Here is a 22,051-nt window from a genome sequence, read left to right on the forward strand (position 1 = left end):
CTGTTGCGCGGGGCGGGCTTATCTCGGATCCGGCGGGGCTTCCGAAAGCTGGCCCCGATAATGCACCAAGAGGCGGTGGGTGATTGGCGCCAAAAGTTTGACGTCAAAATGGAACTGATCATCCGCTTCATATTCGCGCGCGATCGACACCGGAAGCAGCCATTTGGGAAGCGGCAAAGGCCCTAGGCGGGCAGAGAGCACTGGGAAATGCAGGCTGCCCTCTTCCACTTTGAGGCCAAGGCAAAAAGTAAAGGGGCCGAACCGCTCGGTCATTCCTTGTGGTGTTGCCTTGAGGTGGGACCGAAACCGGTGGCCGCCAAAATTTCGCTCCCAGGTTTCGCCATGTGCGGTCACCGTTTTGGTCACCTCCACCGCAATCCGATCTGTGGCGGGCGGGAATTGAAACAGCATGGTCAATGCCTTGCTCCACATGCTGGATCCACGGCGGACCGAGGCCTGCCCCTGCCAGCGGCCAATATCATAGGTCTCATGCGTTGCCCGCACATGGGGCGGCAGGGCGTCAAAATCCTTCCCAAGGACGCGCGGGAACAGGGCATGCAGCGGCTCTTTGCCCCGTTCGCTTTGGGCATTTAGATCAGACATGGCGGCTTCAGCCTCGGCCAAGGTGATGCTTTCCAATGCGGGGCCTGCGCCGATGGGCAGCGTCTTGCGCCGCAAAAGCGCCCGGATGGAAATGGTTGGGATAAACGGCCCATCGCCCGCTTCAACCCGTAGGCGCCACCACGTCTGCTCGCGGCCCATGCGCACGGTTACCGACATGCCACCCTGATCACTGCCAAAGGGGGCCAAGAGATCGGCGGCCAGTTTGAAACCACGCAGCAGCCCATTGGTGATGGGCACGGGGATTGCGCGGCGCAAAAGGCCAAAGAGCCACAAGCCATAGCGCATCAGCCAAAGCTCTAACCCAGCGCGGAAAATGACCGTTTTTGCGCCGAAGTGATCGGGAAACAGGGCAACATCCGGCACTTCGATGATCCAACCCTGGCGCTGCAGACCGCCCGGCAAGTCATAACATTTCGGCTCGGACCAGCCAAAGACAGAACTCCATCGCCCGCCGCGAAAGACCTGCATCGGCCGCCCAACCTGCGTCAGGATCGACGCCATAACCGACAGGCCGCGCGGGCTGCGGTTGCCCGGCAAAATGGCCACATCGATGTGATCCGGGACGGCATCACCAATGAGAGAGCGCACAACAGCGCAGGAGAGTGCGGGAACCGAGGACATCCCCGAAAGAACACAGACGCCAGCACGGCGCGCGTCTTGGTCCAACTGGGCGATCCCCTGGCTAAAGGGTGCGTTGTCGGAAAAGTCCAGGTAATGCACCCCGGCGCGAATGGCGGTTTTGGCCAATCGATAAGGGTCATCCCCATAGGCATGATACGGGCCTGCCGCGTCCACGACCACATCGAATTCCGCAACCCCTGACAGATCCCCACCAAGGTCCAGCGCAGCTGCGGCGCAATCCAATTCGGTGGCCAGTTCTTGCGCCTTGGCCAGGTTGCGGCCACCCAGCGTGACGCTGTGCCCATCCCGAACCAACAGTCGCGCCAGTCGCGATCCAAAAACACCGGCGCCGCCGATCACCAGAACCTTCATCGCAGCAGCCGCTTTTGAAAGGCGGGGTCGGGGAGGGCGCAGTAATCCCCGCGGCCAAAGACTGCATACCGATTGCGGGCCACCCGGCGATACAGCCAATTGCGCAGGGGCCGGGGGAAAATCTTCAGAATCGCGACCAGCTGCCCCCAACCGCCGAACCACAGGCCTGCGTGAACCACTGCTTCAAAATCGACAAAAGGGCGGCCATTGTGCAAAAACAGCCAGCTTGTCGGGTCCTGCGGTTCCAGCGCGTAATGGTCCAACAACGCAGTGCCAAGCGGGGACTGGACCGGGCAAATCCGAACGGTGCCGCTGCGATCCAGTTTGTGGATCATCTGCGCGCCCCAGCTGCACAGGGCGCATTCGGCGTCCATCACTGCAATCGGAGCGCTGTCGTCGAATGCAGGAACGCGCGGATCACGCTGATAAGAGAAAGGCTCAAACATAATGTGCGCACTATCGGTCGCGGCCTTGGCAATCGCAATTGAAATCAGAGACGGGCGACAATTGGCGCATCAAACGCGATGGGTGTCCCGACCCCAGGACACTTTGGACCAGAGCTTTTCATGCACAAAGTAGCAGGCAAACCCGCTGGCTGCCCCGGCAACGGCGATCCCGCCACCCGCCACGATCGAGCCTGTGAACAGAAAACCAATCACCGTCATCGAAAAGAGCCCAGCAATCTGCCAGGTGACCGCCTTTGCAATAATCCGGATCGTGCTGTCCATGGGCTCTGTCCTTCAGAAGTGTTTTGGTTTTCCAATGTGCTATCCTGAAAACAGGTCATTGGACATTTGGAGAATTTGCTGCTTAAATTCCTGTGTGGTGATTTTTATCTGCAATGTGGGGAAATTTGGACAAGCGTGATCGCGCAGAGCTGTTCCGGAAACGGCTGCTTGAGGCCATGGCGCATAAGGACATGTCCAGAAGCGGCCTGTCCCGGGCCACCCGCGTGGATCGTTCCACCATTGGGCAGTTGTTAAAAGACGACCACCCGCGTCTGCCCAATGCACAACTGGCGGCGGATATTGCCGATGCGCTGAGTGTGAGCACGGATTGGTTGCTGGGGCTCACGCACCGTCCTGAAACTCCGGGTGATATCGTTGCAGCAGCGCTTTCCCTTAGCCCGGCGGAACGGACCTCCGCTGATGAGAAGATACTGGAGTGGCACCAGGAAGCGGCAGGGTACAAGATCCGCCACGTCCCGGCGTCCCTGCCGGATGTTCTGAAAACCAAACGGATGTCGGACTGGGAATATGCGTCCTTTCCCGAACATCGTCTGCCAGAAGCGTTCAAAGCAACCCAGGACCAGTTCAACTGGTTGACCTCTGGCGTGTCCGATTACGAAATCGCCCTGCCCATCCACGAGATCGAGGCCTGCGCCGCTGGCACCGCCTATTACAAAGGTGTGGATAAGGACATCCGCGATGAGCAGCTTCGGTTTATCGCAGATCAATGCGAGCAGTTGTTTCCGAGGCTGCGGATCTTCCTGTTTGACGCTCACAGGGTTTACAGCGCACCGGTGACCGTCTTTGGCCCATCGCTGGCCGTCATCTATGTCGGGCAATGTTACCTTGCGTTTCGGGAGCTGGAGCGGGTGAAATCTCTGTCCAGTCATTTTGACTGGCTGGTCCGCGAAGCGGTTGTCGACGCCCGCAACGTCCCCGAATTTATCCGCGCGCTTGCAGCATAGTTCTTAGGCTGTACGGTAAATGAGCCTTGACTTGCGCCCCTACTTTCTTTGAGGGCCGCGTCCTCAGCCATCCTGAATTACTCGAACATGCAACTGCGCGAGATTGCCTTCGCAACCGGGTTTCGGTCGGCATCGCATTTTACGGCTGCGTTCAAAAACCAGTTTGGATGCACCCCGCAACAATTTCCCAAAGGCCAGCACCGTTTAATGATCCGTCCCCTGTGTTCCGGCGTATAAAAAGGATGATGATGGAACATATCCAAGGCAAAACCGTTCACGCGCGGCGGGGGGACGTGCACAACAGCTTCACCTATGGGGTGGATTTTGTGCTGTGTGATCTGCAGGATCCGCGGACGCCCGCACTGTTGTCGCGCAATCGGTTCAACCTGTGGTCGGTGCATAACAAAAACCATGGCGGCCCGCGCGGCGATGGGCGGGGTGAGGTCTGGTTTCGCGAGCTCCTTGCGCATCAGGGATTGGATCCCACGGGACTGACCCTGCTGCTGCTGACCCAGCCCAGTTTTCTGTGGTTTCATTTTAATCCGGTCAGTTTTTGGATTGCCCTTCGGGACGGCCAGCCCTGTGCCTTTGTGGCCGAGGTGAACAGCACCTTTGGCCAGCGGCATTGCTACTTTTGCGCCCATCCTGATTTCCGCGCCATCGCGCCCACCGACCGGTTGGAGGCGCAGAAGCTGATGCATGTCTCGCCGTTTCAGACGGTGGCGGGGCAGTATCGCTTTGCGCTTGATTGGGGCACACAGGCGCTGCGCATTCGCATCCTTTATGCCAACAAAGGGGAGGGGGTTTTTGCCTCGCTGGCCGGGCAACGCAATCCTGCCCGGTCGTCAACTTTGGCCTGGGCTGCGGTGCGGCGGCCGATGGGGGCGTTGCGGGTTCTGGCACTGATCCATTGGCAGGCGCTGATCCTTTGGGCGAAACGCGCGCCGTTTTTGAACCGGCAACCGGCTCCGCCGGACCTGGTCTCGGGCAGTGCAGACCCGCAGCAGGTCGGCGAATGAAGGGCCAGCGCATCTGGTTGGTTGGCGCCAGCGAGGGTCTGGGCCGGGCGCTGGCCTTGGCGCTGGCGGCGGAAGGTGCGCAGCTGATCCTGTCCGCGCGCAATAGCGCGCGGCTGCAGGCGCTGGCACAACAGATCCCCGGTGCCGAGGTGCAGGCGATGGATGTCACCGATCTGGATGCGGTGCGCCGGGTGGCGGCAGAGCTGGGACCGATCGACGGGCTGATCTACAACGCGGGCGCTTATGAGCCGATGCGCGCCACCCAGTGGAACAGCGACGCAGCGCTTTGGATGGTGGATGTCAACTTTACCGGTGCGCTGCGTGTGCTGGGAGAGGTGGTGCCGCAGATGCTGCGGCGCGGGGTCGGGGAGATCACGCTGGTTGGGTCTTTGGCGGGATACCGCGGTCTGCCTGCGGCGGTGGGCTATGGCGCAAGCAAGGCCGCTTTGGTCAGCCTGGCGGAAACCATGCGCCATGATCTCAAAGGCACCGGTGTCACGGTGCGGCTGGTCAACCCTGGTTTTATCCGCACCCGGTTGACCGACAAAAACACGTTCAAGATGCCCCAGCTTATGACAGCAGAACGGGCCGCAACCCATGTGATGCGGGCAATGAAACGACGCCGGTTCCGCACCGACTTCCCCGCGCCTTTTGCCTGGGCAATCCGCGTTTTCGACATCATGCCGGATTGGATGATCTATCGCGGGCAGTAACCCCGCCTGTTAGATCCGGAACAGCGGTTGCAACAGACGCGGAGTCAGGGCGCGAAACCGCAAGGGCGCATCAGTGGCGGCCAGACAGATGCAGGGTTCACCCGGATCGGCAATTGGCGTGTGTTCCAGGCTTTCATCGGCGATTTCAACATCGCCGACGCCAAACTGCCCCGTCTCATCCGAGAAGCTGCCCTGCAGCACCAGCGTCATTTCCAGCCCGTTGTGCCCATGGTCCGGCACGGCCTGTTCCGGCGGGATATAAAGCAGCCGGAGTGAACCTTCCTTATCCGCAAAGAGAATATCCTGACAGACGCCCATGCCCAGCCGTTTCCATTTGGGCGCGCGCCCTTTCAATGCCTCGACCACCGGACCGGGATAGATCCCGTCGCGCGGAGCGGGTGCGGCGGGCAGATCGATTGGATCATCCAGCCGCGCCAGCAGGTCGCATTTCAGCCCCTCGGACACTGGAACAGCGTCCTGGGTTTCCAGCACCGCACCGCCCACGGCCTGATGCGCGCCCAGGGCCGCGCGGCTGATGGCACACATCGACACATGGGTGGCCACGACCACCGAAAACGCATGTGGCAGATTTCCGGCGGCATACGCAGCCAGCATGGAATCCGGGATATGATGATGGGTGACGCTCACGGTTTGAGGTCCTTTAATTCATGTCTCAACCGGTTCAGCCCAAGGCGGATCCGGGATTTGATGGTGCCCAGGGGCAGGCCGGTCTGGTCGCTGATCTGTTGATGCGACAGCTCCCCCAAATAGGCTTTTTCGATGACATCGCGCTGCTCATCCTTCAGACGTCGCAAGGCGGATTTCAGGTGTTGCGCTTCCTGCTCCAAAGCCAGGATCTGGCTGGCATCGGGTTCGGCTTCGGGATCCTCGGCCAGCTCTTCGGGGACGGGGCGGTTGCCGCGCCGCATCAGGTCAATCTGGCGGTTGCGGGCGATCTGATAAATCCAGGCCGAGACCTGCGCCCGGTGCGGATCAAACTGCGCCGCCTTGTGCCAGAGCGTCAGCATGACGTCCTGCACCACCTCTTCGGCCTGGGCCGCAGGCAGACCAGAGCGGATCACAAATCCTTTGAGGCGGGGGGCAAAATGATCGAACAAAGACGCAAAGGCTTGACGGTCCCGCTGGTCCCGCACGGCCAACATCCACTGCGTTTCAACCGACAGCGCCCGCCCACGGGATGTGGGGGTGTCTGCCTCAAACGCGGCTGGACCGGTCGGCGGAGGATCAAGCGTGGACATCAACATACCCTGGTTACGGTGATCACAAAGATCTGGATCACTTTGACAGCAGAAAAACCAGCTGGCTATATCTCGAATTCGGCAATTGGCATGGAAAACCCCTGTTTCACCCGATCCATCACAACGCTGGTGTGAAAACGCAGCACGTTGTCCTGGTCAAAAAAATGGCGACGGGTGAAATCTTCATACTCTGCCATATCGCGGGCAGAGATCATCAGGACAAAGTCCGAATTGCCGGTCACATAGTAGCATTGCATCACCTCGGGGGCGGTCTGCATCTGCTGTTTGAAGTGGTCCAACTCTTGTTTGCGTTCATTGTGCAGGGTGACTTCAACAATCAGCAGCAGGGGCCGGTTGACGCGGAGGGGGTCAAGCTGCGCGACCTCGGCCTGGATGATCCCGGATTTGCGCAATCGCGCCAGACGTTTGCGGCAGGCATCCGCCGACAGGCCGACCTTGGTCGAAAGGGTTTCCGCAGTTTGGCGGCTGTTGTGCTGTAGCGCCTCCAGCAAAAGGGCGTCGAATCTGTCCATTTCCTTAGGCTATCCCAAGTTCGGCACCAAGGGCGCTCAAATTCTGGGCTAGGGCAAAAAAGAGGACGAGATGGGCAAATTTGATCCGAATTTCGGCCTGAAGTCTCTGCAAACATCCCGCCGTGGTCCCATGCGCCCTGCTAGACTGCCTGCACAGAAGGATCACAGGAAGGACAGACGTTCCATGCTTGAGGTTTATCAAAATCCCCTGCGGGGCGTGGGTTTGCCGGATCTTGCGCCGCTGCCGGTGGAGGATCCAACGGCAGCTTTGGCGTTGATCTCGCGCTGTCCGGTCTATGCGCCGACGCCGTTGCGGCGGATGGCTGAATTGGCCGACCGCCTTGGTGTTGCGGAGGTCTGGGTCAAGGATGAGCGCGCCCGCATGGGGCTTGGCAGTTTTAAGGCGCTGGGGGCCGCGCATAAGATCGCCCGTGATGCCGCAGAGACAGGCGATTTGAGCGGACGGGTCTATGTGACCGCCAGTGCTGGTAACCATGGTCTGTCGGTGGCTGCAGGGGCGCAGGTCTTTGGGGCGCGCGCGGCAATTTATCTGGCAGATACGGTGCCCGAGGCTTTTGCCAACCGGCTGCGTGATCTGGGCGCAGATGTGGTGCGCCAGGGGACAGATTATGAGGCCAGCATGGCCGCCGCCGCACAGGCCGCTGCGGCGCAGGGATGGTCGTTGCTGTCAGACAGCACCTGGCCCGGAGACGACGACAGCGTGACCGTCACTCCGGGGCGGGCGGTGATGGAGGGCTATCTGATCATGGCACAGGAGATCGTTGATCAGATGGAGACCCCCGCCACCCATGTGTTGCTGCAGGCCGGTGTGGGCGGTTTGGCAGCAGGGGTTACGGCGCTGTTGCGGCGGGCATGGGGCGATGCCTGTCAGATCATTGTGGTCGAGCCCGAAGCCGCGCCTGCGGTGATCGAAAGCCTTCGGGCGGGGCGTCTGTTGGACAGCACAGGGCCGGTTTCCAACATGGGGCGTCTGGATTGCAAAACGCCGTCAATGGTTGCGCTTGCAGGTCTGGCGCGGGATGCGGATGCCTGTGTCACCCTGTCCGATCAGGCAGCCTCGGCGGCGATGGGGCCCTTGGCCGACATGGATCTGGCCACGACGCCGTCTGGCGGGGCTGGTTTGGCGGCGGCGCTCGCAGGGTTGGATTTGGGCTCTTCGGCGCGGGTGTTGACCATCCTCAGCGAAGGGCCGGAAGATGGCTGACCGCAGCATGATCTTTCCCAAGTTCGAGTTTCAGACCCGCTGCTCCCGGATCCAGGCTGAACTGGGCCTGCGGGATCTGGATGCGCTGCTGCTGACAGAGGCCGCGGATATTTTCTATGTCACCGGGTTTTTGACCCGGTTTTGGGAAAGCCCCGCGCGCCCGTGGTTTGTGATCGTGCCCCGCGAAGGCGCACCCATTGCAGTGATACCCGCCATCGGGGTGGATCTGATGGGGCGCACCTGGATCGAGGACATACGCAGCTGGTCCGCGCCGGACCCCCGTGATGACGGCATCACCCTGCTGGCAGAAACCCTGCGCGAGGTGCTGCCTGTCACCGACGGCGCGATTGGCATGCCAATGGGAGCCGAGACGGCTCTGCGCATGCCCTTGGCCGGGTATAACAGCCTATGTGCAGCGCTGGTGCCGCATCGCGTGGTGGATGGCACCGGGGCGATACAGCGGGTGCGCGAGGTGAAATCAGAGGCTGAGATTGCCAAGATCCGCACCACCTGTGCCATCGCTGGGCGTGTCTTTGATCGGATGCCGGATCTGGCCCAAAGGGGCCTGCCATTGGATCAGCTGTTTTGCCGATTCCAAGCAGAGCTTTTGCACGAAGGGGCGGATTGGGTCAGCTATGTGGCTGGCGGGGCAGGACAGGGCGGCTATGGTGATGTAATCTCACCTGCTGCGGCCGAGCCCTTGGCCACAGGTGATCTGCTGATGTTGGACACAGGCGCGGTGCGGGAGGGGTATTTCTGCGATTTTGACCGCAATTTTGCCATTGGTCCCGCCAGTGACGCGATGCGACGCGCCTATGACATCCTGTTTGCCGTGACCGAGGATGCGCTGACCCAGTTGCAACCAGGGCAGCGGGCAGCGGATGCACATCGCATTCTGGCGGATGGGATACGGCGTCGCGGTGGGCAGCCGTTGGGAGGGCGGCTGGGCCACGGGCTGGGAGTGACATTGACCGAATGGCCGTCTTTTACCCCCCTGGATGAGACCGAGCTGCGGGCGGGCATGGTGCTGACACTTGAACCGGGGATGGAAATCGCACCGGGGTGTATTATGGTGCATGAGGAAAACATCGTACTGCAGGACCGCGGTCCGATATTGCTGTCGCCCCGTGCGCCGGATCAACTGCCGGAGATTTTGTGATGCAGAGCCACCCCTATGATCTGACAGGCCCCATGGCAGAACACACGTTGGGCATGGTGGTGCTGCAGACGGATGAGACCCTGGAGCAGGATTTTCGCCGCCTGTTTTCGGTGGAGGAAGCGCTGATTTATACCACGCGGGTGCCATCGGGCGCGGAGGTGACGCCTGAGACTCTGACCGCAATGGCGCAATCTTTGACCCAGGCCGCCGCATTGCTGCCGTCGGCTGCGCGGTTTGACGCTTTGGGGTATGGCTGTACCTCGGCCACAGCGATGTTGGGCGCGCAGCAGGTGGCAGAACTGATCTCGGCTCCCATTGGTGATGTGCCGGTGACAAATCCGCTGACGGCGGCCACTGCGGCGCTGCGGGCTCTTGGCGTGCACCGGTTGGGGATTGTGTCGCCTTATGTAGCCTCGGTCGCGGGGCCGATCCGTGCGGGTTTTGAGGCGGCAGGTTTCGATGTGCCGACAACACTGTCCTTTGGCGAGGCGCAAGAGGCCAATGTGGCGCGGATAGCTGCCCATTCGATCTGCGATGCCGCCCGCCATGTGGCCGGGACTGAGGATCTGGAGGGTCTGTTTCTGTCCTGTACCAATTTGCGCACGTTGGACGTGATCGATCAATTGGAACAAGAGCTGGGTATGCCCGTGGTCAGCAGTAATCAAGCACTGGCCTGGCATATGGCGTGGCTTGCAGGGATCAGCCGATTGCAGGCGCCGGTGGGTCGACTGTTGCGCGACATGCCTGCGCTCGGCTGATCAAGACACGCCGCTATTCGGGCTTTTTGTACGTCACAATCTCTGCGCCCGCTTCTTTGAGCGCGGCAAAGCCACCGGTGACATGGCTGACATCCCGGTGGCCCATATTGCGCACCGCATCTGTGGCCAGCGCCGAGCGCATGCCGCTGGCGCAGTAAAACACCAGACCTTTTTGCGCCAGCAGCGCGGGTTTGTGATAGGGGCTTTGGGGATCGATCCAGAACTCAAGCATGCCGCGGGGCGCGTGATAGGCCCCGGCAATCACCCCATCGCGCTGCAATTCACGCACATCGCGGAGGTCGACCAGAAGATAGTCGTCCTGGGCGGTGCGCGCCATCGCCTCAGCTGGGGATAGGTTCTCGATGCGGCTTCTGGCCTCTTCGGTCAGTGCTTTGATGCCTTTGGTGATCATAGGAGGCCCTCGTGTTCGGTTTGTGACGTGGTCAAGATGGGCAAATATCCCATGTGATCAAGCCCAAGGCCATAGTTGAATTCATATATTCAATTATATGTCACATTTCACCGGATCCTGCGTGAAAGGCATAGCCTTCCTTGACCACCTCCATCACCGCAAAAGAGTTGGTCTGGTGAATGCCCGGCAGGTTGTTGATCTTTTCCCCCAGCACCTGGCGGAAATGGGCCATATCGCGGGTGCGCACCACCAAAAGGTAGTCAAAGGAACCGGCGATCAACAGGCAGGTTTCGATTTCCGGAATTTCCGTGGCACCCTGGCTGAAAGCGGCCAGATGGTTTTCGCCCGTTGCGGCCAAGGACACTTGGACCACGGTCATATGCGCCGCTTCCAATTTTTCCAAATCCAAAATCGCCCTATATCCTTGGATAAAGCCCGTTCGCTCCAACCGTTTTACCCGTTCTGAGCAGGGGGTATTGGACAGGTTTATGCGGGTTGCCAACTCGACAATGGGCATCCGGCCATTGCGGTCCAGCTGTTCAAGTATTTGCAGATCGATTCGGTCTAATTCTCTATTCATGTTAAGTTCATCAGTGATAATTACTGGCTTTTCACGGGATATGTGGCGAATTTTGATGTAGCATCAACACCTGCTAGAAAAAAACACCAGGGATTAATTTTGAGGCAAAACATCGAAAAAATGTTACAAAAACTGTCATCAGCAAAAATTGCTTTGCTGTGACTTAAAAACCGGGAGGTTACTTTATGACGGTGAAACTTGTTGTTGGCCTGGACGGGGCGGACACGGGAGATCGCGCCTTGGCCTTTGCCAAAGATCTGGCAGGGCGGATGGATGACTGCCAGCTGATCTTGGCTTATGTCATCGAATGGTCTCCGTTCACGTTCCAAACACCAGAGGAAAACGCCGCGCGCCACAAACGACGCGAGGAAGAGCTTGCAACTGCAAATGAGCGGGTGATGGATCCGGCTCTGGCCGCGCTGAAAGAGGCGGGCTTTGACGCGGTTGGGGTGGTGCGCCATGGGGATGTGGCCGAGACCTTGAATGCAATTACATCTGAGCACAAAGCAGCGCAGATCATTGTGGGCCGCGCGTCTGCAAGCGGATTTGCAAAGCGCATCTTTGGCAGTGCGACGCAGAATCTGGTGATGCATGCGGACGTACCGGTCACGGTCGTCGGATAAGGAAGCACAACAATGAAAATCAATAACAAGTCTCTGTGTGCCGCCGCATTTGCCCTGATGGCAAGCCCGGCGTTCGCACAAGAAGCTATGGGGATCGACGAAAAGGTCAACGCTGTCTTTGCCAAGGTGACGGGGCCGTTTGTCGCAACAATTTTTGCACCGATTCCGGGAACCAGTTTCCCCTGGATCGTGATGTGGCTGGTGATCGCAGCCACTGTGTTTACGCTCTACTTTGGATTTGTGCAGCTGCGCTATTTCCGCCATGCGATCCAGCTGGTCAAAGGGGATTATGCAGATCCCAATGACGCTGGCGAAGTGAGCCATTTCCAAGCGCTGGCCACTGCTTTGTCGGGCACCGTGGGTCTGGGCAATATTGCCGGTGTGGCCGTGGCCGTGGGCATTGGGGGTCCGGGCGCGACCTTCTGGATGATCCTGGCGGGTCTGCTGGGCATGGCGTCGAAATTCACCGAATGTACGCTGGGTGTAAAATTCCGTAATGAATACGAAGACGGCACCGTATCCGGTGGTCCGATGTATTACATCTCCAAAGGGTTCAAACAGCGCGGCCTTCCGGGCGGCGGTATCCTTGCGGTGATGTTCTCGATCTTCTGTATTCTGGGTGCCTTGGGTGGCGGGAACATGTTCCAGGCCAACCAAGCGCATGCGCAGATCTCGGGCATCGTGGGGGATTATCCGGGCTGGATCACAGGTCTGGTCTTTGCCGGTGTGGTTTTTGCAGTGATCGTTGGCGGCATCAAATCCATCGCCAATGTGACCGAAAAAGTCGTACCGTTTATGGGCGTCATGTATGTGGGCGCCTCTATCATTATCCTGATCGCCAACTATGAGCTGATCGGTTGGGCCTTTGGCCAGATCTTTGCTGGCGCCTTCACGGGTCTTGGGGTTGCAGGTGGTCTGGTTGGCGCGCTGATCCAGGGGTTCAAACGCGCGGCCTTCTCGAACGAGGCGGGCGTGGGCTCTGCGGCGATTGCACACTCTGCAGTGCGCACATCCGAGCCGATCACCGAAGGCTTTGTGTCTCTGTTGGAGCCGCTGATCGACACCGTTGTGATCTGCACCATGACCGCGCTGGTGATCATCATCTCGCAGCAGCTGATCATCGACGAGGCGACCGGCCTTTATATGTTGAACGAAGCGGGTTCCGCGATTGCCACTGTTGACGGCAATTCCGGTGTTGCGCTGACCTCAGCCGCCTTTGGCTCCAGCATCAGCTGGTTCCCCTATGTGCTGGCGATTGCGGTGATCCTGTTTGCCTTCTCGACCATGATTTCCTGGTCCTACTACGGCCTCAAAGCCTGGACCTATCTCTTTGGTGAGGGCAAGACCACTGAGCTGGTGTTCAAGCTGATCTTCTGCGTCTTTATCGTGATCGGCGCGGCGGCGAGCCTGGGTCCGGTTATCGACTTCTCGGATGCGGCGATCTTTGCCATGGCTGTGGTCAATATCTTTGCGCTCTACTTCCTGATGGGTTTTGTGCGCGAAGAGCTGCAGTCCTATAGCTCCCGCCTGCGTCAAGGCGTGATCAAGAAATTCGCAGGCTCCTAAACGAGCGCGCGAACCAGAGCAGGTCTCTGGGCAGAACGGGGCGGCGGTCATCGGACTGGCCGCCCTTTTTGTTTATGTGCCCCCCGTTGATGTTTCGCAGCATCTGGCCTTTATAGGGTGGACCAAAGGAGAGCGGGCGCATGGCGGATAAAATCGGGATCATCGGTCTGGGATATGTAGGTCTGCCTTTGGCGGCGGCGTTTGGGCGGTTGGGGCCGGTGGTTGGATTTGACATCAACCCAGGCCGGATCGCGGCCCTGAAACAGGGTGAGGATGAGACCCGCGAAACCACGCCAGAAGAGCTTGCGGCAGCGCATCACCTGCAAGTCACCGATGCGGCGGCGGATCTGGCACAGTGCAACATCTATATCGTGACTGTGCCAACGCCCGTGGATGAAAGCCACCGCCCGGATCTGGGCCCGCTGAAACGCGCGTCGGAAACGGTTGGGGCGCTGCTGAAACCCGGCGATCTGGTGATCTATGAATCCACCGTCTATCCGGGCGCAACCGAGGAAGACTGTGTTCCGATCCTTGAGGCGCAGTCTGGTCTGGTGTTCAACCGGGATTTCACCGTGGGCTACAGCCCCGAACGGATCAACCCCGGTGACAAACAGCGGCGGCTGGCGGATGTGGTCAAGGTCACGTCGGGTTCGACGCCACAAACCGCGGACCGGGTTGATGCGCTTTATCGCCAGGTTGTCACCGCAGGCACCCACCGCGCGCCCAGCATCCGTGTGGCCGAGGCCGCGAAGGTTATTGAGAACAGCCAGCGTGACATCAATATCGCCCTGATCAACGAGCTGGCGATGATCTTTAACCGGATGGGCATTGATACCGAAGCCGTGCTCAAGGCGGCGGGCTCCAAGTGGAACTTCCTGCCGTTTCGCCCCGGTCTGGTGGGCGGGCATTGTATTGGGGTCGACCCCTATTACCTGACCCACAAGGCGGAATCGCTGGGCTATCACCCGGATATTCTGTTGGCAGGGCGGCGTCTGAATGACGGTATGGGCACCTATGTGGCGCAACAGATGGTCAAGGCGATGATGCAGCAGGGCTGCGCCACGCCCGAGGCGCGGGTGTTGATCATGGGGCTGACGTTCAAGGAAAACTGCCCCGATCTGCGCAACACCCGGGTGATTGATGTGGTGCGCGGGCTAGAAGGGTTTGGCTTGCAGGTCGATGTGCATGATCCCTTGGCCGACCCAGCAGAAGTCGCGCGTGAATACGGGTTTGATACGGTTGCGCAGCCAAAGGCCGGGACCTATGACGGGGTCATCCTGGCAGTGGCCCATGATGTGTTCAAAGACCTCAGCGCCGCGCAGATCCGCAGCTTTGGCCGCGACGGCGCGATCCTTTATGATCTGAAGTATATCCTGACAGAGGATGAGGCGGACCTGCGTCTGTGACCTGTTGTGCGGCGGGCGACCCCAAAAGGCCGCCCGCGTTGCTTTAGGCGATGTGAACCACTGTTGCGTCCTCGACCTCGGGGCGAATGTCTCCGTCCTGGGTCACGGTGATCAATTGGTTCGGGTGCAGGGTGCGCAGACCTTTGCATGAGACCAGCATCAGCTTGTTCTTTTCACGCGCGACAATCGACATATGGCTGAGCCAACCGCCCACCTCGCTCAGCACCGCGCCCGCACGCAGGACCTGTGGCAGCCAGGCGGGGTGGACCATGGGGCACAGCAAGATGTCGCCATCCCTGAACCCTGCAAACAGCTGATCCACATCGCTGCCGTCATCGGCGAAATCATCGCTGACGCGGAAGATCCGCCCGGTGACCGTGCCCGCACCGGCCACACAGGTGCCACCCAACACGCCCTCATGATCCGCAAGGGTCTGACCCAGCGACAAAAGCTCCATATCCTGCAGCGTCAACGAGACCTCGGTTGGAGCGGATTTGCGGCGCAGGGCTTCTTGTGCCTTTTGGGCGGCGGCAGCGGCCTTGAGGTCGTCCAGCGCCTGCGCATCGCCAAGATCTGCCTGCGCCAGACGGTCCCACGTCAGATAAAACACCAGATCGTCCAGCCCGCTGCGGCGTCCAATGTCCAACAGCACCCGGCGCAGCTCCGCCAGGGCGCGCAGCGCCTCGTGCTTCACCTGTTCCTTCAGATCCTGAAAGGCAATGGCCTGATCGACCACTTGTCGCAACGTAGGCGGCAGGTCATGGGGCAGCTCTGGTACGCGGTGCAGGCTGGGCACCGGGTTGGCAACCAGACTTTGCAACATCGACGGTGCTTCGCGATAGCGCGGCGTGCTCAGCTCGTAATCAAACATCGCCCGGTGTCCCATCATCGACGCGGCGCGCTCCATATCGCCGCCGCAGGCTGCCAGCAGATTGGGCGGCGCATGGGGAGCCTCGGCCTGCATCAGATGGCTGCGCAGCGCCGGGTCGCCCTGGGTTGCGGCAAAGGCTTCGCTGTGAGTGAAACTGGCCAGAATATTGACCTGTTCTGCAGTGACATAGATGTCGCCCACAAACAGATCGCGCAGCTTGGCAAGGATCTCCATCACCGCCGCATCATCCAGCCGGGCAAAATCAAGCGCCTGCCAATATTGGATCTTCTGCCCGTAGCCCGGCAGGATCTGGTGCTGCACCTCATCAACCATGGTCGCCGCGCGTTTGCGCAGGGCCTTGGCCTGAGGGCCGGTTAACGACAGCGCCATGTCTGATTTGATCCGGCGGTCCACATAGGTCTTGCCAAAGAGGTTTACCAGATGGCTGCCGGTGTCCTCGCCCACCCGGTAAGGCACGCCAAGCGCGCGGCATGCATGGTCCAGACTGCCGCCGGGGGCCCAGACCTGGGTCATCAGATCAATGGACAGCGGCGTGGGGCGGGGCAGGACTTCGGACATTTCATCCTGTTCCAACAGCACCTCATCCGCGGGGGCATCGGCAAACCGCGCCAGATGCTGTTGCCATTCCTGGCTGCGCTGTTGTTGTTCCGGCGTCCCCAGCGCCAATGTGGTGATGTCGCGGCTTTGCAGGATAAAGAACTGCCCATTCGCATAGGCCCATTCCACATCCTGAGGCCAGCCAAACAGCGCTTCGATCTGGCGGCCCATGGCCAACAGCGGCGCAAAATCAGGGGCGGATGTGTCGCGCGGGTTTAGATCCTGACCGCTGAGACGGCCAAAACGAGCAACCTCGGGCGTGACCCGGCCGGACACCAACGCCTCACCGTTGCCAGCCACCCATTCCAGCATGGTCATGCCAGACGCGGTGGGATCTTGGGTGAACAACACGCCGGCATATTCGGCGTCCACCATCTGCTGCACCAGAATATTGGCCTGACCGCTGTCTTGCGCTGCGTCATAGCTGTCGCTGCGGGCGCTGTGGAAACTGCCGTGAACCGAGGTGAGGGCAGCGAGCATCGTGTTGCCAGTAACATCCAGAACCGAGTCAAAGACACCGGCAAAACTTTGATCTGCACCGTCCTCATTACTGGCAGAGCTGCGCACCGCGCATGGGATCTGGCCGATGGCGCGCCAGATCTTGGCGGCTTGGGCCTGTTGTTGTCCAGCGGGAAGCGAGGCCAGATGATCCAGCGCGGGGCCTGTTACAACCACGCCATTGGGCACCGGCAGACCGGCGGCGCGCATTTGCGACAGGCGATAGGCCTTGTTGCCCGCGTCTTGCAATGCCTGTGTGTCCGCCAAAACGTGGAAGCCAGTGGGCAGCGGGCGGTGCAGATGCGCGCGCAACCGAGCCAGAACGTTTCGATGCAGACCCGTCACATAGGCACGCTGCGCCAGCAACAGCGTCAGGCTGCAGCACAGGTAGAAGTTCGCCGCAAAGCTCAACCCCATTACCATGGCAAAGAGCGCCGGTCCGCCAAGGCCCAGCCACAAGATCCGCGCCCGGCGGGTTTTGGCAACAGCCCACAGCAAATATGCGACGCCGAGGGCGGTAAAAAGCGCAGGCAGAATATAAAGCGGATCGGGTGCCCCGATAGAATGGCTCCAGCCAAATTCAACGCGGATCGATTGCGTAGCTTGGCCTGCGGCGCTGACGCCCAGCATCATGATCGGCAAAAAGGCCAGCGCCAGCATATTGCGCATCGGCGTCAGCCCGTGTTTGGCGTAATAGGCCTGGAGCGCGCGTGCCTTGCGCACGGGATCCTGGGCCAGCCGGGTTTTCAGGTCCGACACCTCATCCTTGGTGGCGGCGGTGATCAACTGGTCGCGTTCTGATTTCAATGCAATTGGCAGCACCAACACCCGCGTCACCAGCGACAGCACTGCCAGGCCTATCAGCAGATGCGCCTGTTGGTGGCTCCAGACCAGCGCAGCGGCCAGTGCCGAAATGGCGCGGTCCCACAGGGTGGTGTTCTGGTCGCTCAGCCAGTCTTGCACATGGGCTTTGGGTTTTGGGGGAACAAAGAACTCCCACGGCAAGGTATAGCGCCCGCGATAATCAATCCCGGCGCGGGTGAGCTCCAGCGCCAGAGCCTGGCCCATAAAACAGCTACGCCGGTCGTAACAGGCGGCAACGGTGGGTTTGTTTTGCAATGCATCGATCTGCGCCCGCAGCGCCTGCGTGGTCATCGCGCGGATCGGAATATTGATCGCGCCCGGCAAATGGCCCGCGGCAAAGTCTCCGGGATAGCGCGTGTCGATGATCTGCAGATCGCCAGTGTTGTAAAGGCCGGTGAAATCGGCCGTGTCGAGCAGCGTGTCTTTGTTGGGATAATCCGGCAGCGCGCGCAGATCCGACAGGCTGCGCACTTTGGCATCGCTGAAGGTGCGCCCCTCGACGATCCATTTTTCCAGCCCGCCGGTGATAAAACGGCAGTCGATGCCCAGTTTGGCGAGTTCGGCACAGGTTTCCGAGCTGCGATTGCCGTTGTGGCAGAACAGAACCACCTGTTCGCCGGGTTTCACAGGCACCGATTGCAGGAAGTCCGGAAACCGCATGTGATCCGAGCCGGGCAGGGTGCCCATTTCACGCTCGCCCGTTTCGCGCACGTCAAAGAAATGGGTGTTGCCCTGTGCCAGCAAATCTGCGGCCTCTTGGGTGGAAATGCCCTGCGGGTGATGCAGCTGTTCCTGGAAACTTGTTTCTTTGAGGTCGGCGTCTTTGATGGCACTGCCTTCAAACTGGGCAGGACGGACCAGCGTGGCTTGCAACCTCGTGCGGGTCTCGGTCTGGTGGGTGGTGTATTGCCAAAGATTCGCCCCGGCCAGCACAAGAGCCACCAGCAGCAGGCCGGACAGCAATTTGACAGGGTAGCGGCGAGTGGATTGGCCGGGCTTGATCTGGAACCCCAATTTGGCAGCAAGTGTTGCGCCAAGCCCCGAGAGCAGCGCCACCCCAACGGCAAACACCTGAGAAATCGAGGAAACAGACCCGATCACCAGCTCCGGCGACGGAATAGCCCAAGCGCGTCCGGCGGTGAGCGCGGTCAGGATCAACACAATGGCGGGGGTTGAACAAAAATAGATAAAAATTTTACGCAAATAGGGCGGGAGAGAGTATTTTTTCACTGGTGTTCCTGGCGGTCAAACCGCAACTTTGAGTTTATGTATGTTTTGTGACAATCAGGAACAAATGGTTACTCAACCGTTAAAGTTGAAGATTGAATTTTGAGCGCAACACAGCGGAGAGTGTTTTGTAGGGCCTTAACGTTTACCTGGTATAGTCTCGCGCAAAGGGGGCGAGGTGGATTTTGCACTGGCGTGAATGACGCGGTCGCCCAACTTATTTTTGAAATGGAATGTCATATGCACCAGATTATGAAATTTGCAAAGCGCGCCGGGTTTGGGTTTCTTGTTTCAATGTTCTGCTTGACCGTTCTCAGTGCCTCGGTATCCGCAGAAATTTATTTGAAATTCGGAACTTACACGGCGGACAAACCGACAGAGACCGTAAAAAAATATCGCCCTTTCCTGATGTTTCTCGCCAATCGGATGAGCGCGGAACTGGGGGAACCCGTCGATATCCAGATGGTGATCGCCAAGGAATATGAGACCAGCATTGATCAGTTGGCCAAAGGTGAAGTGGATTTTGCACGGTTTGGCCCGGCGTCTTACATCCATGCCACGAACCAAAATCCAGACGTTCAAATTATCGCGATGGAGTCCAAAAACGGGCAGAAGACCTTCAAAGGGATCATTGCGGTGCACAATGACAGTAACATCCAAGAATTGTCCGAGCTGGCCGGACTGACCTTTGCCTTTGGGGATGAACTGTCGACCATCGGCCGCTATTTGTCCCAAGCTCAATTGTTGGAAGCCGGGATCACCAGCGATGATCTGCTGTCCTATGACTTTTTGGGCCGCCATGACTCGGTTGGCCTTGCGGTTGGGGCCGGGAAATTCACGGCGGGTGCGCTCAAAGAGAGCACCTTTAAAAAGCTGGTCTCGGAGGGGGTGCCCATTCGCGCCTTGGTCAAGTTTGACAATGTGACCAAACCCTGGTTGGCGGCTGCCACATTGGAACCGCGCATCTTTGCGGCGATGCAAAAAGTCATGCTCGCCTCCGAGAATGAGGAAATTGTGCGCCGGGTTGCAAAAAATGGTTTCCTTTTGGGGGCCGACGCCGACTATCAAGAGATCCGAAGAGCAATGAAACGAAGCGCCGACTTCTGACCGAGACTCGCAGGACCATGAAACGCACGGGAATCCTCTCACAGATCGTCTTGTCACTGTCGTTGGCGGCCGTGCTCGTTGCCTATGTGGTTGGGTTTGCCGCCCAGACCAGCGAGGCGCAGCGGCTGAACAAACAGCTGGAAGAACAAGCGGCGCTGACCGTCTCCTTGTTGAGCGGGCTGATGTTGGAATCCATCATCATCGAAGACGTTCCCGTGCTGCAGACTGGTCTGGTTGAGGCGATTGCCCGCAATCCAAAACTTCTGTCGATCAAAATCCTCAATACCAACAATGAGGTGATCGCTCAGGCGTCCTCACAAAAAGTCGCCGATGAGGGCACGTTTGTTTTGTATGAACGCCCGATTGAGCTGGATAATTTCGCCTTTGGCGAAATGGTTGTAAAATGGTCCACCAGCGAAGGCACCGCTTTGGTGCAAGAGCGCGTGCAGCAGACCATTATGTGGACTGGTCTTTCGGTTGTGGGGCTGTCGCTGCTGGTCTGGGGGCTGGTGCATTTGTTGGCGCTGCGGCCATTGGGGTTGATCCATCAACGGATGTCGGATGCAATTTCGGGCATGCGTCGCCAGCGTCGGATCCTGCCGTGGTATGCCTCGCGCGAGTTTTGGGCGCTGAACTACTCGGTTGGTGTTCTGGAAGACACGTTTGATGAGCGGGATGAGCGTGAGTTTGCGTTGGAACAGGCGCGGGAAAACGCAGATATCGCCAACCACGCCAAATCCGAATTCCTCGCCAATATGAGCCACGAGATCCGCACGCCCATGAATGGTGTGATTGGCATGGCAGAGCTGATCCTGGAAACCGATCTGGATGAAGATCAGCGCATGTATGCCGAGACCATTTCAAAATCCGGCGCGGCGCTATTGACGATCATCAACGACATTCTGAACTTCTCCAAGATCGAAGCCGGCAAAATGGAGCTGGACCGGGCACCGTTGAACCTGCTCACCTCGCTTGAGGATGTGGTCACACTGCTGTCGCCCACTGCCAATGAAAAAGGGATCGAGATTGTTCTTCGCTATGATCCTTCCTTGCCAGAGGTCTTTGTCGGGGATGTGGGACGCATTCGCCAGATTGTCACCAACATCGCCGGGAATGCGGTAAAGTTCACGCCGCGCGGTTATGTGTGCATCAATGTCACCGGAGAACAGCGCCACGATCGCCACGTGCTTGATATCGAGGTCTGTGATACCGGTATCGGCATTCCGCCTGAAAAGCTGGATACAATCTTTAGCGCCTTTGAACAGGTGGATGGGGCAGCCACCCGGAATTTCGAAGGCACCGGGCTGGGCCTTGCGATTTCAGAACGACTGCTGAAACTGATGGGGGGGCGGATCGATGTGACCTCGGTAGTTGGCAAAGGCAGTACCTTTAACCTGACACTACCGCTGGACAGCAGCGATGAAGCGCCTCCCGAGGCGTTTAACTCAATGGATATGAAAGGGTTGCGTGCGCTGATTGTGGACGATCTGGAGGTCAACCGGATCATCCTGTCGGAACGTTTGCAAACCTGGGGTATGGCCAGCGTGTCTGCCAATTGCGCGGTGGATGCGCTGAACATTCTCAAACAACGCGGGCCAGGATTTTTTGACCTGGTTTTACAAGATTTCCAGATGCCGGTCATGGATGGTGGTGAACTGGCGCGCCAAATTCGGGCCCAACCGGATTTTCGCGATCTGCCAATCATTGTTCTATCCTCGGTGGAGCAGCCGCTTGATAAGGAAGAGGTTGAAGCGCTAACCCCTTGTAAAGTAAGCATGAAACCCGTGCGCTCCGCTCAACTGCAACGGGTGATCAGCACCATGCTGCTGAGCTGTGACCCACAACAGGACGTGCCGTCGCCGCCCATCATCCAAGAACCAATGCTGGCCGAGCGTTTGCGTGTCTTGATGGCCGAGGACAACCGCACCAACCAGCTGGTGGTCAGCCGCATGTTGAAAAACGCGCCTATCGATCTGGAGATTGCGGCCAACGGTTTGGAAGCGGTCGACATGTTCAAACGCAACCGCCCTGATATCGTCCTGATGGATATGATGATGCCGGTGATGGATGGTCTTCAGGCCACGATGGAGATCCGCACTGCTGAAGGGGAAGCGGGGTTGTCCAGTGAAACGCCAATTATCGCCTTGACCGCCAATGCGCTGCAGTCGCATCAGGACAAATGCCTGGCGGTGGGGATGAATGATTTCCTGAGCAAGCCGATCAGCAAACAGGCGCTGATCGATTGCTGTGCCAAATGGGCCAAGCCGAGGCAGCCGGTGCAGCAGACCGGAACCTGACAGGCA

21 protein-coding genes are annotated in these 22,051 nt (G+C 59.1%); 12 read left to right on the top strand and 9 right to left on the bottom strand.

Annotation, left to right across the window (positions count from 1 at the left end; all coding sequences use genetic code 11):
* Positions 1–18: 18 nt before the first annotated feature.
* The 3 genes from GFB49_RS14570 to GFB49_RS14580 form a co-directional block, all read right to left on the bottom strand.
* Positions 19–1,617 carry a saccharopine dehydrogenase family protein gene (locus tag GFB49_RS14570; RefSeq protein WP_153216654.1) on the bottom strand — a complete coding sequence of 533 codons (1,599 nt, stop codon included), beginning with the start codon at positions 1,615–1,617 and terminating at the stop codon, positions 19–21.
* Positions 1,614–2,063 (bottom strand): thiol-disulfide oxidoreductase DCC family protein, encoded by a 450-nt coding sequence (locus tag GFB49_RS14575; RefSeq protein ID WP_153216655.1) that lies wholly within the window; start codon positions 2,061–2,063, stop codon positions 1,614–1,616. The genes GFB49_RS14570 and GFB49_RS14575 overlap by 4 nt, the downstream gene beginning before the upstream one ends.
* A gap of 69 nt (positions 2,064–2,132) precedes the next feature.
* Positions 2,133–2,345, bottom strand: a complete 213-nt coding sequence (locus tag GFB49_RS14580) for a DUF2061 domain-containing protein (RefSeq protein WP_153216656.1) — start codon at positions 2,343–2,345, stop codon at positions 2,133–2,135.
* Between the two features lie 125 nt (positions 2,346–2,470).
* Between GFB49_RS14580 and GFB49_RS14585 the strand changes: the two genes are divergently transcribed.
* From GFB49_RS14585 to GFB49_RS14600, 4 genes are read left to right on the top strand one after another with little or no spacing between them, the layout of a single operon-like run.
* Positions 2,471–3,310 carry a helix-turn-helix domain-containing protein gene (locus tag GFB49_RS14585; protein ID WP_153216694.1) on the top strand — a complete coding sequence of 280 codons (840 nt, stop codon included), beginning with the start codon at positions 2,471–2,473 and terminating at the stop codon, positions 3,308–3,310.
* Positions 3,311–3,358: 48 nt separating this feature from the next.
* Complete coding sequence (locus GFB49_RS21475) at positions 3,359–3,547, top strand: helix-turn-helix domain-containing protein (RefSeq protein ID WP_425505227.1); 189 nt, start codon at positions 3,359–3,361, stop codon at positions 3,545–3,547.
* Positions 3,548–3,558: 11 nt separating this feature from the next.
* Positions 3,559–4,329 carry a DUF1365 domain-containing protein gene (locus GFB49_RS14595; RefSeq protein WP_343032587.1) on the top strand — a complete coding sequence of 257 codons (771 nt, stop codon included), beginning with the start codon at positions 3,559–3,561 and terminating at the stop codon, positions 4,327–4,329.
* Positions 4,326–5,042: an SDR family NAD(P)-dependent oxidoreductase gene (locus GFB49_RS14600; protein WP_153216659.1), complete on the top strand. Its 717-nt coding sequence runs from the start codon at positions 4,326–4,328 to the stop codon at positions 5,040–5,042. Before GFB49_RS14595 ends, GFB49_RS14600 begins: the two co-directional genes overlap by 4 nt.
* 9 nt (positions 5,043–5,051) lie before the next feature.
* Here GFB49_RS14600 and GFB49_RS14605 read toward each other — a convergent pair whose 3' ends face one another.
* The 3 genes from GFB49_RS14605 to GFB49_RS14615 are packed head-to-tail and all read right to left on the bottom strand — an operon-like array spanning position 5,052 to position 6,834.
* Positions 5,052–5,690 (bottom strand): ChrR family anti-sigma-E factor, encoded by a 639-nt coding sequence (locus tag GFB49_RS14605; protein WP_343032588.1) that lies wholly within the window; start codon positions 5,688–5,690, stop codon positions 5,052–5,054.
* Positions 5,687–6,307 carry a sigma-70 family RNA polymerase sigma factor gene (locus GFB49_RS14610; RefSeq protein WP_153216660.1) on the bottom strand — a complete coding sequence of 207 codons (621 nt, stop codon included), beginning with the start codon at positions 6,305–6,307 and terminating at the stop codon, positions 5,687–5,689. Before GFB49_RS14610 ends, GFB49_RS14605 begins: the two co-directional genes overlap by 4 nt.
* A gap of 59 nt (positions 6,308–6,366) precedes the next feature.
* Complete coding sequence (locus GFB49_RS14615; protein WP_153216661.1) at positions 6,367–6,834, bottom strand: Lrp/AsnC family transcriptional regulator; 468 nt, start codon at positions 6,832–6,834, stop codon at positions 6,367–6,369.
* 184 nt (positions 6,835–7,018) lie between these two features.
* Here GFB49_RS14615 and GFB49_RS14620 point away from each other — a divergent pair, with 184 nt between their 5' ends.
* The 3 genes from GFB49_RS14620 to GFB49_RS14630 are packed head-to-tail and all read left to right on the top strand — an operon-like array spanning position 7,019 to position 9,976.
* Positions 7,019–8,059: a pyridoxal-phosphate dependent enzyme gene (locus GFB49_RS14620; protein ID WP_153216662.1), complete on the top strand. Its 1,041-nt coding sequence runs from the start codon at positions 7,019–7,021 to the stop codon at positions 8,057–8,059.
* Positions 8,052–9,218 carry a M24 family metallopeptidase gene (locus GFB49_RS14625; RefSeq protein WP_153216663.1) on the top strand — a complete coding sequence of 389 codons (1,167 nt, stop codon included), beginning with the start codon at positions 8,052–8,054 and terminating at the stop codon, positions 9,216–9,218. Before GFB49_RS14620 ends, GFB49_RS14625 begins: the two co-directional genes overlap by 8 nt.
* A complete protein-coding gene (locus tag GFB49_RS14630; RefSeq protein WP_153216664.1) occupies positions 9,218–9,976 on the top strand; it encodes a maleate cis-trans isomerase family protein in 759 nt (252 codons plus the stop codon). The genes GFB49_RS14625 and GFB49_RS14630 overlap by 1 nt, the downstream gene beginning before the upstream one ends.
* 13 nt (positions 9,977–9,989) lie before the next feature.
* Here GFB49_RS14630 and GFB49_RS14635 read toward each other — a convergent pair whose 3' ends face one another.
* Entirely contained in the window at positions 9,990–10,388 is a 399-nt protein-coding gene (locus GFB49_RS14635; protein ID WP_153216665.1) for a rhodanese-like domain-containing protein, read from the bottom strand.
* A gap of 100 nt (positions 10,389–10,488) precedes the next feature.
* On the bottom strand, positions 10,489–10,968 hold the full coding sequence (locus GFB49_RS14640) for an Lrp/AsnC ligand binding domain-containing protein (protein ID WP_153216666.1): 480 nt from the start codon (positions 10,966–10,968) through the stop codon (positions 10,489–10,491).
* A 185-nt stretch (positions 10,969–11,153) separates the two neighbouring features.
* Between GFB49_RS14640 and GFB49_RS14645 the strand changes: the two genes are divergently transcribed.
* The 3 genes from GFB49_RS14645 to tviB all read left to right on the top strand — a co-directional run bounded on the left by GFB49_RS14645 (position 11,154) and on the right by tviB (position 14,563).
* Positions 11,154–11,591: a universal stress protein gene (locus GFB49_RS14645; protein WP_153216667.1), complete on the top strand. Its 438-nt coding sequence runs from the start codon at positions 11,154–11,156 to the stop codon at positions 11,589–11,591.
* A gap of 12 nt (positions 11,592–11,603) precedes the next feature.
* The gene (locus GFB49_RS14650; RefSeq protein ID WP_153216668.1) at positions 11,604–13,157 is read left to right on the top strand and encodes an alanine/glycine:cation symporter family protein; all 1,554 of its coding nucleotides are present in this window, start codon (positions 11,604–11,606) and stop codon (positions 13,155–13,157) included.
* Positions 13,158–13,297: 140 nt separating this feature from the next.
* Positions 13,298–14,563 (top strand): Vi polysaccharide biosynthesis UDP-N-acetylglucosamine C-6 dehydrogenase TviB, encoded by a 1,266-nt coding sequence (gene tviB, locus GFB49_RS14655; protein ID WP_153216669.1) that lies wholly within the window; start codon positions 13,298–13,300, stop codon positions 14,561–14,563.
* Between the two features lie 43 nt (positions 14,564–14,606).
* Here tviB and GFB49_RS14660 read toward each other — a convergent pair whose 3' ends face one another.
* Positions 14,607–18,644, bottom strand: a complete 4,038-nt coding sequence (locus GFB49_RS14660; protein ID WP_343032589.1) for a PEP/pyruvate-binding domain-containing protein — start codon at positions 18,642–18,644, stop codon at positions 14,607–14,609.
* Between the two features lie 249 nt (positions 18,645–18,893).
* Here GFB49_RS14660 and GFB49_RS14665 point away from each other — a divergent pair, with 249 nt between their 5' ends.
* A complete protein-coding gene (locus GFB49_RS14665; RefSeq protein ID WP_425505228.1) occupies positions 18,894–19,748 on the top strand; it encodes a PhnD/SsuA/transferrin family substrate-binding protein in 855 nt (284 codons plus the stop codon).
* A 17-nt stretch (positions 19,749–19,765) separates the two neighbouring features.
* Positions 19,766–22,045 carry a response regulator gene (locus GFB49_RS14670; protein WP_153216671.1) on the top strand — a complete coding sequence of 760 codons (2,280 nt, stop codon included), beginning with the start codon at positions 19,766–19,768 and terminating at the stop codon, positions 22,043–22,045.
* Positions 22,046–22,051: the final 6 nt, after the last annotated feature.

It is taken from the genome of Tritonibacter litoralis, assembly GCF_009496005.1.
In the GTDB taxonomy this organism is placed as follows: Bacteria; Pseudomonadota; Alphaproteobacteria; order Rhodobacterales; family Rhodobacteraceae; genus Epibacterium; species Epibacterium litoralis.

Bases quoted from the DNA above. Each gene is read 5' to 3' on its own strand.
- GFB49_RS14615 (WP_153216661.1), bottom strand. From the start codon at position 6,834: ATGGACAGATTCGACGCCCTTTTGCTGGAGGCGCTACAGCACAACAGC.
- GFB49_RS14620 (WP_153216662.1), top strand. From the start codon at position 7,019: ATGCTTGAGGTTTATCAAAATCCCCTGCGGGGCGTGGGTTTGCCGGAT.
- GFB49_RS14610 (WP_153216660.1), bottom strand. From the start codon at position 6,307: ATGTTGATGTCCACGCTTGATCCTCCGCCGACCGGTCCAGCCGCGTTT.
- tviB (WP_153216669.1), top strand. From the start codon at position 13,298: ATGGCGGATAAAATCGGGATCATCGGTCTGGGATATGTAGGTCTGCCT.
- GFB49_RS14575 (WP_153216655.1), bottom strand. From the start codon at position 2,063: ATGTTTGAGCCTTTCTCTTATCAGCGTGATCCGCGCGTTCCTGCATTC.
- GFB49_RS14650 (WP_153216668.1), top strand. From the start codon at position 11,604: ATGAAAATCAATAACAAGTCTCTGTGTGCCGCCGCATTTGCCCTGATG.
- GFB49_RS14580 (WP_153216656.1), bottom strand. From the start codon at position 2,345: ATGGACAGCACGATCCGGATTATTGCAAAGGCGGTCACCTGGCAGATT.
- GFB49_RS14665 (WP_425505228.1), top strand. From the start codon at position 18,894: ATGAAATTTGCAAAGCGCGCCGGGTTTGGGTTTCTTGTTTCAATGTTC.
- GFB49_RS14570 (WP_153216654.1), bottom strand. From the start codon at position 1,617: ATGAAGGTTCTGGTGATCGGCGGCGCCGGTGTTTTTGGATCGCGACTG.
- GFB49_RS14625 (WP_153216663.1), top strand. From the start codon at position 8,052: ATGGCTGACCGCAGCATGATCTTTCCCAAGTTCGAGTTTCAGACCCGC.
- GFB49_RS14600 (WP_153216659.1), top strand. From the start codon at position 4,326: ATGAAGGGCCAGCGCATCTGGTTGGTTGGCGCCAGCGAGGGTCTGGGC.
- GFB49_RS14595 (WP_343032587.1), top strand. From the start codon at position 3,559: ATGGAACATATCCAAGGCAAAACCGTTCACGCGCGGCGGGGGGACGTG.
- GFB49_RS14635 (WP_153216665.1), bottom strand. From the start codon at position 10,388: ATGATCACCAAAGGCATCAAAGCACTGACCGAAGAGGCCAGAAGCCGC.
- GFB49_RS14640 (WP_153216666.1), bottom strand. From the start codon at position 10,968: ATGAATAGAGAATTAGACCGAATCGATCTGCAAATACTTGAACAGCTG.
- GFB49_RS14670 (WP_153216671.1), top strand. From the start codon at position 19,766: ATGAAACGCACGGGAATCCTCTCACAGATCGTCTTGTCACTGTCGTTG.
- GFB49_RS14630 (WP_153216664.1), top strand. From the start codon at position 9,218: ATGCAGAGCCACCCCTATGATCTGACAGGCCCCATGGCAGAACACACG.
- GFB49_RS14645 (WP_153216667.1), top strand. From the start codon at position 11,154: ATGACGGTGAAACTTGTTGTTGGCCTGGACGGGGCGGACACGGGAGAT.